At 56.1% G+C, this 13130-nt stretch carries 7 protein-coding genes and 1 pseudogene; 5 read left to right on the top strand and 3 right to left on the bottom strand.

Annotated elements, in window-relative coordinates; all coding sequences use genetic code 11:
• Positions 1-5: 5 nt before the first annotated feature.
• Positions 6-1691 carry an FAD/NAD(P)-binding protein gene (locus tag FHW77_RS21600; protein ID WP_044459538.1) on the bottom strand — a complete coding sequence of 562 codons (1686 nt, stop codon included), beginning with the start codon at positions 1689-1691 and terminating at the stop codon, positions 6-8.
• Positions 1692-1915: 224 nt separating this feature from the next.
• On the opposite strand from FHW77_RS21600, the gene FHW77_RS21605 reads away from it, so the two are divergent.
• The 4 genes and pseudogenes from FHW77_RS21605 (at position 1916) to FHW77_RS21620 (ending at position 7382) form a co-directional block, all read left to right on the top strand.
• A complete protein-coding gene (locus FHW77_RS21605; RefSeq protein ID WP_044459539.1) occupies positions 1916-2881 on the top strand; it encodes a magnesium and cobalt transport protein CorA in 966 nt (321 codons plus the stop codon).
• A 79-nt stretch (positions 2882-2960) separates the two neighbouring features.
• Positions 2961-3913 (top strand): annotated as a pseudogene (locus FHW77_RS21610) (DUF808 domain-containing protein).
• Between the two features lie 298 nt (positions 3914-4211).
• Complete coding sequence (locus tag FHW77_RS21615; protein WP_044459540.1) at positions 4212-5405, top strand: HlyD family secretion protein; 1194 nt, start codon at positions 4212-4214, stop codon at positions 5403-5405.
• 3 nt (positions 5406-5408) lie between these two features.
• Positions 5409-7382, top strand: a complete 1974-nt coding sequence (locus FHW77_RS21620; RefSeq protein ID WP_182590685.1) for a glycosyltransferase family 2 protein — start codon at positions 5409-5411, stop codon at positions 7380-7382.
• A gap of 13 nt (positions 7383-7395) precedes the next feature.
• Here FHW77_RS21620 and FHW77_RS21625 read toward each other — a convergent pair whose 3' ends face one another.
• Together FHW77_RS21625 and FHW77_RS21630 are read right to left on the bottom strand one after the other, a co-directional pair.
• Positions 7396-8502 (bottom strand): cache domain-containing protein, encoded by a 1107-nt coding sequence (locus tag FHW77_RS21625; protein ID WP_082055415.1) that lies wholly within the window; start codon positions 8500-8502, stop codon positions 7396-7398.
• Positions 8503-8810: 308 nt separating this feature from the next.
• Positions 8811-11036, bottom strand: a complete 2226-nt coding sequence (locus tag FHW77_RS21630) for a putative bifunctional diguanylate cyclase/phosphodiesterase (RefSeq protein ID WP_044459543.1) — start codon at positions 11034-11036, stop codon at positions 8811-8813.
• A gap of 474 nt (positions 11037-11510) precedes the next feature.
• Here FHW77_RS21630 and FHW77_RS21635 point away from each other — a divergent pair, with 474 nt between their 5' ends.
• Entirely contained in the window at positions 11511-13106 is a 1596-nt protein-coding gene (locus FHW77_RS21635) for a peptide ABC transporter substrate-binding protein (RefSeq protein WP_044459544.1), read from the top strand.
• Positions 13107-13130: the final 24 nt, after the last annotated feature.

Consider the following 13130-nt stretch of genomic DNA (forward strand, 5'->3'; position numbering starts at 1 on the left):
CTACGTCAGGCTGTGAGCAGCAAGTCGGCTGTCGTCGCCCGAATATCGTCGAGGATGGCCTGCGCGGCCGCCTGCCCTAACTCCGCGGCGCTGGTGATACCCTGTACAAAGGGGTTCTTATGCAACAGGAATGGTATTGCCACGCAATAAAGCCGGTTGGATAACAAGCCGGTATCGCGTGGACGATAGCATTCGTCGACCTCGATACCACCGGTCCTCTTGAAGTTGTGGCCTGTCGTATCGGCTATTAATCCAGTCGAAGCCACGCGCGTGACAGCCGGTTTGACAGCTGCCTGCTTCACGAGCGAAGGAAACGGGAGGTCCCGTGCCGATAACGCCGTTTGGCCGGTCGCATCGATGAAACTTTCGAAGACTTCTTCCGAGCCGGCCGTGGTCACTCTGGCGCCCCGCGCAAGGCCACACGTGTCTATTGCGTAATCTTCTCCCAGCGCGATAATTTCCAACCTGCCAGCGTTTCGAAGCGCAAGCAAACGCTTGATCGAAAGGTGGGGTACGGTCGCATATTCATCGATGAATATACTTTTAAACGATCGGTTGAACCGCGCTAGGTCACGCGTGTCCAGGTGCGGGATTGCTCTGGCGATGATTTCATGTGTGATGAGTATGGCGTAGCGCCAAGGCACAGTGAATCGCTGCTCTGCGTTGCGTTCGACTTCGGCTAGGTTTGCTGCTGCCCAGACAAACGGATCCACTCCCGACCGGCGTGAGTAATATGCGTCAGCAAAAGTGTCCGCCGTCAGGCAATTTAGCCCTATTTCGGCTGCGTAGTCAGGATCGGCGGTCGCGATTTCCCGCTTGAAGAGCTCGAAAACCCTGTCGAGCAAACCGGCAGAGCCAATCTCGATTTCTCCATTGACAGCTTCCTGCGTGCAAACACTCGGTGTCCGGTAGGGAAGCGGGCAATAGAAATCCGCCTCCGGTAACAGTCCCTTGCGGGACATCATCACGGCTGTGAAGTTTTCGTGCCCGGCGGATGCGTGAAACCTCATTGTTCCCGTGTCGTCATAAACAAACGAGCCGCAGGATACCGCGACGGTCAAAAGCGCGTCGATACTGCTGAGCGACGTCCCAAGTATCCCAAGCCTTCCATAGCAGGAACTTTTGAGCGCGGAAGCGGGCCACGGAGACGCAAAGTAGCCTGGCTGCACTTCGGTCTTATCAGGCCAATTATGGCCCGTTGCCATCACGACGTGGTCATAGATCGCGTCGAACTTTCCGTCAGGGCTTTCGACGCAAATTCGGATATGGTCGACGTCGAGCGATATATCACTGACGCGGTGCCCGGGGCGGATATCGATCTGGTGACCTTTCTCGACTCCATAATCCACAAGCGCACTGAACTGCTCTTGAAAATAATCACCGAGAACCAACCTCGGGTAAAACGCACGCTCGCTGATGGCATCGCGTACAATGGCAAAACGGTTAAGGTAATCGTCTTCCTGGCGAGATAGCCATTCCACCAGTGACAGCGGCAACGGCGGTATCTCGATGCTCGGAATGTTGGAAAGCATGACAGGATCATTTGAGCCGGGAAGATAGGGCGTTCCCTTCCCCGCCAGCATTTCTGCTTCAAAGACAGTAATACTCATTGGGGAAGGAGAATGAATAAGGCGCTGAAGGGAAAAGATTCCGGTCGGACCCGAACCAATAATGCAAATGCGACTGTTCATGCATACCATCTCCAACGCCACCCTTTGCAGCGCCGGTTTATAACGGTGTGCAGCGCGGACTGTTCCAGGGACTGCAAAATCACGTTCGATCGATGCGCTGTGACGCGGCGATTCTGCCAATGACGCTGGTGTGCGGATTCGTTAGGGATAGGATATCGCCCGTTCCATCTTGTCACTACGATATCAGAATACCAAATCATGACGGTTAACTCACTGCGGTTTTCATGACAGTCATAGCTTCCTACATCTACCGCCTTGGCCAGCGTGCCGAAGAACTCCCCTTGACTGGCCGACCGTTCCCCGAGAGGGACGGCGAGTTTGCCTGGATCGGTATTACCGAGCCGACCGTCGAGGAAATGGCGAGCCTGAAGTCGATGTTTGACCTGCATCCACTCGCCGTCGAAGACGCACTGAACGGGAGGCAGGTGCCGAAAGTTGAGGTGTACGGCAATCAGCTCTTCGTCATCATCAAGACCGCTCATCTTGAGGGCGACAAGATTGCCTATGGCGAAACCTGTATTTTCGTCGGACGGCACCATGTGATTTCGGTCCGGCATGGTTCGGCACGCTCCCACAAGGAATTGAGGGAGCATCTCGAACAGTCTCCGCAACTCCTCGAACATGGCCCGGACTATGTCCTGCACGGTATCATCGATTTCGTCGTCGACGGTTATCTGCCGATGGTCGAGACGCTGGAGGACAAGGTGCTTGAGATGGAAAAGCACATGCTGATTGCATTTCTCGAACGGGAGCAGATCAGACGGCTTTTCCGCATGCGACGGCAGGTGATCCGCTTTCAGCGCATTCTGGGCCCGATGGAGGAGGTCGCTGGCAAGCTCGCCAATCTGGAGCTGCCCTGTATTGACGAGAACGCCAAAGCCTATTTTCGGGACGTGCTTGACCATGTACGGCGCGTCGAATTCATGATGTCAGGCTTGCGGGAAGTTATCACTTCCGTGTTCGAGGCCTCGAACCTACTTGAACAGCAGCGCCAAGGCATGATCACCCGCCAGCTTGCAGCCTGGGCCGCGATCCTGGCTGTCCCAACGGCGATCGCCGGCATTTATGGAATGAACTTCGAGCACATGCCGGAACTGAAATCGGAATACGGCTATTATGTCGTGATCGCCGTAATCATCACCCTTTGCGCGATACTTTATTACCGGTTCAAGAAGACAGGATGGCTGTGATATATCGAGCAACCTTTACTCTCCATTCTGTGCAACGGCCCCAAATCACGGACAACGCTGAACCTGTTCAGGAGTTAAATTGGCTACCGGATTGATCGCATTGTTTGACGACGTGGCAGCGATAGCTAAGGCTGCCTCCGCGTCCCTCGACGACGTCGCAACCCAGACTGCCAAAGCCAGTGTGAAGGCGGCAGGTGTCGTGATCGACGACACCGCCGTCACGCCGGCCTACGTCGTCGGTCTGGCTCCCGCGCGTGAACTGCCGATCATTGGCAAAATTGCGCTTGGATCGCTTAAAAACAAGCTGATCTTCCTCCTGCCCATCGCTCTCGTCCTCGGATATTTCGCTCCCTGGCTCATCACACCGCTCCTGATGATCGGTGGCATATACTTGAGCTACGAAGGCGCGGAGAAGCTACATGAGGCATTTTTCGCTCATGCCCCGGAACACGGTCCGGACGACAACGCGGCGCTTGATGCAACAGATCTGGAAAACCGCAAGGTCGCAGGCGCGATCCGTACCGACTTTATCCTCTCGGCCGAGATCATGGCGCTGACACTGGCTGGTGTCTTCTCCTCCGGCATCTATACCCAGGCAGGGGTCCTGGCGGCGGTTGGCATCCTGCTCACCGCAGCAGTTTATGGTGTGGTCGCGCTCATCGTCAAAGCAGATGATGTCGGATTGCACCTGACGAAGTCCGGTGGACCCTTGTCAAGAACGGTCGGTGCCGGCCTGGTCAAAGGTGTACCGTTTCTTCTGAAGGCGCTGGCAATCGTTGGAACAGCGGCAAGTTGTGGGTAGGCGGAAGCATTATCGTACACAGTCTGGCGGGGATGGGATGGCATCAGCCTGAACATCTGATCGAAACAGTCGCATCAAGAATAGAACAAACCCTAGTGATTGTCCCCTCCGTGACGAATTGGCTGGCCACCGCGTTTATTCAGGCGGTAATCGGTATAGCGACCGGCGGCGTCACGATCTTATTGCTGTCGATCTGGACGAAACTCGCGCGGCGTATCGAACGACCCTAGTCGCGTCTCCCGAACTTCTCGATCTATCCATGACGCTCGCCGAGCCACCTCCTCTCGGTGATCGTCGCACGCGTTCTCGCCCTTTGCCTGTCGATAATCGTGCAAAGCGAGCGCTCCACAAAAACTCGCGGGCAAGTTTTGACCTGAGACACGTTTAGCGCTCGGTGGTTTGATAGGTCAAAGCCTATATGCGCCGGTTGTCATTTAACCGCGCGCTAACTCTGGGAGCGGGTTTTCTCAAGCAGGGTGAACCGATCCCCGGCCGTACGTTTTGTTAGGTAGATGCGGAGGAGGAAACATGAAGCTCATAAAGATCGGATTCGGTTTGTTGCTGATCTGCGGTGCTCTTTATGTGGTGCTTGGGGAGCAGCTTAGCGGCGCGAGTGCAAATGCGTTCATAAATGCCCGTTTGACGACGATACGCGCTCCCATCGCTGGCAAAATTGAATTGATTTCGAGACCGCTGGGCGCCCAGATTGCGCAAGGCGATCCACTGGGCTCTCTTGAGGATTCTCTTGTTGACGGCATCCGTCTCCTTGATCTCGAACTTCAACAGGCCGATGCTCAGACCGAAATAAAAAGGCTCGAGACCGTCGTCACGTCTTTCGATGAATCGATTGATGAGTTGCAGACCCGCGCGGCTATCTATCGTGAGGAAAGAAAACGCCAGCTCGCGGCTCAGGCTCAGTCTGCCGACGCCTCGCGTGCTGCGTCCGAGGCACGTCTGAAATACGCGGAACTCAGCCGCGAGCGATCATCACGGCTAAGCGGTCAGGGCATTTCTACCGCACAGTCCCTTGAACAGGCCCAGTCACTTTCCGAGGTTTCCGCGCTGGAGGTCGCAAATGCAAAGGCTCAGGCCGCCGAAATCGTTGTGGCACAGAAGGCGGCCGAGCGGGGAGTATTCCTCGGAGACGGATTTAACGACGCCCCCTACTCCGAACAGAGGATTTCCGAGATCGACGTGCAGCGTCTGGAATTAAAAGCGCAACTTGAGGCGAAGAAACTGGCATTGGCTGCAATTTCCGATCGGCTGGCAAACGAGCGTCTTCGTGTAAACAGACTTTCTTCCTCAGATCTGGTGGCGAATGTGAATGGTGCGCTGTGGGAGTACCTCTCCGCTTCGGGCGAAACGGTCCAGCGCGGTCAGGACCTCATGCGCCTGATCGACTGCGACTCCGCAATTGTGACCTTATCCGTGTCGGAAAGCGTCTACAATTCCCTCAGGGTCGGCGCACCCGCGACCTTTCGCCTTAACCGAAGCCGTCAGGTTCTTCAGGGATCGGTAATCCGCCTTGCGGGTTCCGGCGCGGCTACGATCTATGAAAACATGGCAATAGCACCGAGTCAGCGCCACCTCCAAAGGTACGACGTGGCACTTGATGTGCCGGCTCTGCGGGACGACCCCGACCTTCGGTGCCTCGCAGGGCGCACGGGCAGGGTGTTTTTCGAAACGCGCGCTTTTGACTGGCTGCGAGGACTATGGAGATAGGACTTGGACAGTTTTCTCTATCTTAGCGAACTTCAGTCGAGCTTCGCTCATCTGGCTCTGGCCTTCGGGTGCGCACTCGTCCTGCCATACCTCCTGAACAATCGTAACTGGACCCACAGGACGTTCCTTTTCGCAATCGGAATGGCTTTAGCGGTGCGATATATCTGGTGGCGAGGAACCCAGACCCTGGCCCCGCCCGGCTTCACGCTGGACTGTCTGTTCAGTTGGTCATTCTTTGCTCTGGAAGCATTATCTGTTCTCTCGTCGCTGAGCTCGTTTACAATCCTGACCAGAACCACCGATCGGTCCCCTGAAGTCGCGGAGAATAAATCCTGGTGGCAACCGGATCCGCCTCCAAAAGTCGCGATTCTGATCGCCACATACAACGAGGAGCAAGCCGTTCTGGAACGGACGGTCGTCGGGGCAAAGGCCAGCGATCATCCGGACGTCCAGGTTCTTGTGCTGGATGACGGGCGCCGTGACTGGCTGCGTGACTTCTGCGAGGAGCACGACGTTCGATACCTTCGCAGGCCAGATAACAAGGGCTCGAAAGCCGGCAACATCAATCATGCCCTGGGCGTTCTTGCGCAAGACGATCAACCGCCAGACTTCATAGCCGTGCTGGACGCGGACTTCGTTCCTCACACGGATTTTGTCTCGCGCGCACTTGCGCTTTTCCACGACCAGGAGGTCGGACTGGTTCAAACACCCCAGCACTTCTTCAATCCGGATCCTATCCAGCATAATCTCGGGCTCAGCCGATCGTATCCCGACGAGCAGCGCTTTTTCTTTGACCATTTGCAACCAAGCCGCGACGGGTGGGGGATCGCATTCTGCTGCGGCACGTCGTCGGTTATCAGATGGAGGGCAGTGCAGGCCTCCGGTGGGTTCCCGACAGACAGCATCACGGAAGATTTCATGCTGACGCTTCAGTTGCAGGAGCACGGCTATCGGACGGTCTATCTGAACGAAGCGTTGACCGAGGGCCTTGCTCCGGAGGGGTTGAAGGAATACGTCACTCAGCGAGCGCGATGGTGCCTGGGGCTCATGCAGATTGCCCGGGGAAGGCTGGGTCCCTTCTCGCGGAACAATTTGCGGCTGCGGGACCGCTGGAGCGTCGTTGACTCGGTATTTTTCTGGCTCACCACCTTCACATTCCGCATCGCCTCCATGACCTTTCCTCTCTTTTACTGGTTTTTCAACATCACGGTGGTCAACGCATCTGTTCCCGATGTCATCAGCTATTTCGGGGCGTATATGGTGTGGATCCTGTTCGTGTTGAACTTCATCTCGTCCGGAATGGTGATCCCCATCGTCAATGACGTCAGCCAGTTGCTTGGTGCGCTCCCCATATCGAGAGCCGCCATTGTGGGGCTTGTGAAGCCGAAAGGTCACCCTTTCAGTGTTACGGCAAAGGGAGGAGACCGAACCAAAGTCGTTGTCCAATGGCGTCTTATGCGCCCCTTCCTCCTTTTGACGTTTCTGACCGTCGCCGGGGTCCTGATCGGTCTGGTCTCTGACCGTTTCGCGTTCAATGACGCAGGAGACGGGAAGGTCGTTATCCTGTTCTGGACTGTTTACAATCTGGTGATCCTTGCCGTGACGCTGCTGGTCTGTGTCGAGTTGCCACGACGTGAGAAACACTATGCGGACCGTCCCGAGCGGGTCGTAATATCCCTCGGCGGTGCGCTGAAGCGCGTCTGGATGACGGACCTGACGCAGGAAACGGCCCGTCTCAGAGGGGTAGACGCGCCTATAGCTACCCAGATCATCATGAAACTCAAAGAAATCGGAGATTTCACCGCCACGGTGCTGGATCGGACCGACGACGGCCTGGTCGTTGCGCTGGGGTTGGATGAAACACAGTACCAGCTCTTGCTGAAAAGACTTTACGCTGGAGGGAGCGTACCAAGTGTCACGTCAACACGGCTATCGGCGATCATCAAGGATGCCACCACCCGTTTTGCCCGCCAGTAGTGGTCCAGCTTACTTAACCGCCGTCCTGCCGGTCTGCACTTGCCTGCAAGCGAGAAATTGCCGAGCCGATTGTCGCTAGTTCGGAAGTTCTCCTGCTCTCGTAGGGATATACGTTCTGTCCATCCGCAACGGCTTTGGCATTGACGGCGAGGTGATGGAACGGCCGGATAAACGAGACAATGAACAGTGACATGAGGAGCAGAAGGAGCAGGGTCAGAAGAGACAAACTAATAAAAAGACCGCTGGAGAAGCTACTGGCCGCATTGCTGAATGCGTTCGCATCGATCCTCGCGACAATGGACCAACCGAACCTCGGTAGGCTTTGGTAGCTGGCCTCGGGAAGCGTGGCTACGAAGTAATTCTTGCCATCAGGCCATAACTCGAGGCTCACGCCGGTGGCACCTGCCCTTGCTCTTCGAAAGCTTGGCAGATCCAGGTTTGAAGGGCTCTCGTTCGTGGACGATATAACAGCCCTGCCCTCGGGATTGACTATGAGGACGTCGACGTCCAGGGCATCACTCAGCTCACGAATGTAGGCTTTTGCCCACTCCAGATTGAGATGAAGCCCAAGAACTCCTGTTACTGACTGACCAACACCGATTACAGGGGCTGCCAGGTCGAGGAACCGTAACGGCTCCCCACTTTCGGGAGCAGGAAGTTTAGCCGCAAGAAGAACCGCTTCGTGCGCATCCCCGGCGAAGTTGCCCTGAAGCCCCCTCTGAAACCACGGACGGGATGACACGTCGGCGCCGACCAACAGACCGTTTGACGCGACACGGACTTTGCCGTCATTTCCGGCATAACCTGCCCACGACACAACCCGTCCGCTTCCCACGAGCGTTGAAAGATCGTCCTGGATCTCTTCAGGCTGGCTCACCGCAAGCGACCTTCCCAGCGTTTCGAGGTTTGTCCATTCTCGATAAAGGGAAGCGGCGAAGGCTATTTGAACGCCCCGTACCCTGGTTTCCACGGCAGTACGCAGACTTGCCTCCTGGAAACTGAGCATTCGATCGTCAATCACCTTGAACACAATCGCGGCACCGACGAGGATACAGGCAAACATGAAGCCCGCCGTGACCGCACTCAACGATGGCAGGCGACTTTTTGGTTCATTGGACATGGACACCCGCGCGTTTTGTCGTGTCAACCTCGACCGAAACTAGATAACGGCCGGCGGGCGAGCAATCTGCCGATTATCAGGGGTTGTTTTTTCGGCGTGAGGTCGCGAATTCGGATCTGCCAGGCATCGCGACCAACCTCGTTCCTGCACGGAGCCAATGTGACGAGCTTGGAAGGCTTGCATCCCATTGGTGTTGAGGAGAACGACGCATTTCGCCAGAAGCAGGTCGTGTTTTGCGATAACAGGGCGAGGAACAAGCGGGGGAGCAGAGTTACCTGGCTCCGCCCGCCGCGGAGTGCGACGGTTGATCAGCGGTTTACGTTATACGACTGTCGGTCAGGCCAGAAACCCGCGTGACCGGGCAGCGTCGAGACGGGATCAGGGGCCGAGAGCAGCGCGCGAGCAGCATTCGGCGACAAGGGCCGTGCGAGTAGAAAGCCCTGCAGATGATGGCAACCGAGGCTCTCCAGAGCATCGCGCTGCTCCGTTGTCTCAACACCTTCAGCTGTAATCTTCAACCCCTTGGCCCGCGCGACATTGATCATGGCAGTGACGAGGGCCCTGTTGTCGCTTCTGTGGATTTCCTCGATGAATGATCTGTCAATCTTGATGCGATCCACCTCAATCTTTTGAACCCGCGAGAATGACGAGTATCCTGTTCCGAAATCATCGATCGCAAATCTTACTCCGGCTGCGCGCAGGGCCGCAATGGTCCGTTCCGATCGACCGTCCTCTCCGGTAGCTGCGCTTTCCGTTATCTCGATTTCCAGGCGGTTAGCCGAAACCTTCCATTTTTCGAGCGCAGCAATCACGTTCAGCGGATAGGCCGGCGAACACAGTTCCAGCAAGGAGGCGTTGAGCGCGATGTCGATGTCGGGAAAGTGCGCCAGCATGGAACAGGCGTCTTCGAGCACAATGGCTCCGATTTCGTGGATCAAACCGCACTCTTCGGCCAGCGGAATAAACTCTCCGGGGCTTATGTATCCAAGTGTGGGGTGGTTCCATCGGGCCAGCGCCTCGAGGGAACAGAGCATCCCGTCCCGTGCTGAGAAGACTGGCTGATAGAATATCTCTATCTCCGCGCGGCCGTTGACCGCCTTCCGCAGGTCAGCTTCCATAGCCCTTCTCTTGCGAAGCAACTCGTCCATGTGGTCGCCGAATATTGCGTAAGTATTCCTGCCAGCTGCTTTGGCGTGATACAGTGCGATGTCGGCCTGACGTATCGCCTCGTTTGCATCAAAGGCGCCGTTCTTTACGGCCACTCCGACGCTGGCACCAATTGTGACTTGCGTCTCCTCGATCTCGAAAGGCAATCGAAGGTCGTCCACAATGGCTTTTGCAACATGCTCGGGCTGCAGCAAATCGTTCGATGTGACAAGTACGGTAAATTCATCACCACCGATCCGCGCAACAAGACTGTCGGGCAAAAGGCTCGTGAGCCGCGCCCCGACAAGTGATATCAATCTATCGCCTGCAGGATGTCCAAGCGAATCGTTCACCTCCTTGAACCTGTCGAGATCGATGAACAGCACGGCGTGTGCCTCGTCTTCCCTCGCATTTTGCGCGGCGGTCGCAACTCTCGCATTGAATTCCGATCGATTGGCAAGGCCGGTTAGAATGTCGTGTGCCGCCTGATACTGCAACTGCTCCTGGTTCGCCTTCAATCGGTTCGAGCGTCTCCAGAGGGCGTTTCCACCGACGCTCGCTGCACTGAATATGGCAAAAAAAGCAAATGCGATCGCGGGAATGGTAGCTTCAAGGACTTGCTGGCCGGGCCTGAACGGCTGCCATTCGAAGTAGCCAACGACCTGTCCGGATGTTGAATGCAACGCAAGATAAGAAAAACGCGGGTCCGTTGGCTGATGAAGGGCAAATCGAAGATTTTCGAACTGGTATTCCTGACCCACCGTTGCTGCGAGATCTCCGTCCAGAAATCGGACCGCAACATGCAGATTTTGTCGCCCCGGTTGCTGCTCGATATCACCCGTGTCGGAAACGATCGGTTTTATGCTTACGATCGCCGGACGTGAGCCAACGTAGACGATGTCGGCTTCTCCTATGGAGAGCACCTTGCTACTCGTTCCGTCCTGATCGCCTGCGATAAGGCGTTCCTTCAGCTTCGTCGCTAACGGGAGATAGGCGGTCCGCAAACCATCGGCGGTGGGCTCGTCATTGTGATCGACAAGAAATTGATAGATCGGATCAAGGTCCGCTGTCAGCACGATTGCTGCATCGTGTCCGAAATAGGTATTCATCCATACGCCGAGATTGGTTTCCATCCAGTCTGGATTACGGGCAAGGGAGTTCGTGACGGCGTCATCCCAGACAGTGGCGCTTTCCTGATCATGAGCAATCGATGACTTGAGTTTCGATACCGTCAAGGCGACCACGTCACGCTGCCTTGCAACTGCGATACCGTCGCTTGCGATCGCCGCAAAATAGAGTGACAAGAGAAGCAGCCCGCAGATGGCGAATGACGCCATGACGGGCAGGCTAAATCTCCAAAACCATTTCGACTGCAGAAGGGTTTGCATCGTTTCATATCCGCCTGTGTTTCGTCCAGACTACGTGACCGAAACTTAAAGCGGCTGGAACCAACATGGTTAAGTCAGGTCGAAATCGCTTTCGTACGGTGCCGCACAAAACGGTTTCGAAAGAGGGATTGCGCTGTCACGGAGCGACTTGGCAATCTCTCCATCGACATGGTTGTAACGCTGGTATTTTCATCCCGCAGGAGTAACACCCGGTGCCGGTCCGCTTCCAACCTGGCTGATGGCAACCTCTTGCCTTGCCGGCGCCTCAGCCCGACTGCAGAGTTGCCAGACGCGATGAGGCACCAAAATAACAGAAGATTTGGGCGACGGTATTTGTAAGTTCGGGCACGCGCTGCATCCGCTTCTCCTACCCCCGGCTCTGCAGTGGCAATTTTACCTGATGATTTCGTCTCGGTTGCGCTTCCTGGCGATTTGGCCATATTTGTCGGCTCAATAGTCACGGGGAAAGAAAAAATGTCGATAAATGCTAGGTCTCGGGTCGCGGTGGTGATGGCTGCGCTTCTCTTGGGGGCGAGCTCTGCGCTTGCAGAAACAGTGTTACACCGCGGTAATGCCGGCGAACCACAGACGCTCGATCAGGCACAGACCTCCATCAACATCGAGGCCTTCATCGTCAAGGATCTCTATGAAGGTCTGACCATCTATGACGCGACCGGCAAGATCATTCCGGGCACGGCCGAAAGCTGGACGCTGTCTGACGATGGTACCGTTTACACGTTCAAACTGCGCGCCGATGCGAAGTGGTCGGACGGTACACCCGTGACGGCGGAAGATTTTGTCTTCTCTTATAAGCGCGTCGAAGACCCGAAGACCGCAGCGAAATACGCCAATATTCTCTACCCGATCAAGAACGCCGAAAAGATCAACAAGGGCGAAACGCCTGTTGACCAGCTTGGCGTCAAGGCGGTGGATGACAAGACCCTGGAGATCACGCTTGAGCGGCCGACGCCGTTCTTCCTTGAACTGCTCGCCCATCAAACGGCTCTGCCCATTTCCAAGGCGAGTTACGAAAAGAACGGCGCCGATTTCGTGAAACCGGGCGTGATGGTGTCGAACGGCGCCTACAAACTCGAAGCTCATGTTCCGAACGACAGCCTCACTGTGGTCAAGAACATCAATTTCTGGGACGCTGCCAATACCAAGATCGACAAGGTGATCTTCTACCCGGTTGACGACCAGGCCGCCTCCGTTCGCCGTTTCGAGGCGAAGGAAATGGACCTCGCCTACAATTTTTCAGCTGACCAGATCGACCGTCTGCGCAAATCCTATGGCGACCAGGTGCACGTTTCACCGACGCTCGCGACCTACTACTACACCTTCGATACGCGCGAAGCGCCATATGACGACGTCCGCGTGCGCCGGGCGCTATCCATGGCTGTCGACCGCGACTTCCTCGCCAAGGAAATCTACAGCGGCTCGCAAGTTCCCGCCTATTCGATGGTTCCCCCGGGCATGGATTCCTACGGTGAGCCCGCCACGGCCGACTTTGCAACCCTGTCGCAGCTTGATCGCGAAGACGAAGCTCTAAAGCTCATGAAGGAGGCTGGTTACGGTGAAGGTGGCAAGCCTTTATCCATCGAAATCCGTTACAATACCAACCCCAACCACGAACGCGTTGCGACCGCCATTGCCGACATGTGGAAAAACACCTTCGGCGCCAAGGTCTCCCTCGTGAACCTCGACGTTGCCTCGCACTACGGCTACCTCCAGGAAGGCGGCAAGTTCAATGTGGCGCGTGCTGGCTGGGTCGCTGACTATGCGGATGCGGAAAACTTCCTTGCGCTCTCGATCTCGTCCAACAAGACCTTCAATTATTCGAAGTTCAACAACGCCGAGTATGATGCATTGCTGAAGAAGTCATACGAGGAAAAGGATCCGGCAGCTCGCTCCAAGCTGCTGCACGAGGCCGAAGCGATCCTCATGAAGGAACAGCCGGTAGCGCCGCTTCTGACGCAGGCCGATCTTTGGCTGGTGTCCAACCGCGTCAAGGGTTGGGTGGACAACGCTGCCAATCAACACCTCAGCCGCTTCCTGAGCGTTTCCGAATAAGCAGCACTGGCACGGTGGCCCCGC

This window comes from Agrobacterium sp. RC10-4-1 (genome assembly GCF_014138475.1).
Lineage (GTDB): Bacteria > Pseudomonadota > Alphaproteobacteria > Rhizobiales > Rhizobiaceae > Agrobacterium > Agrobacterium pusense.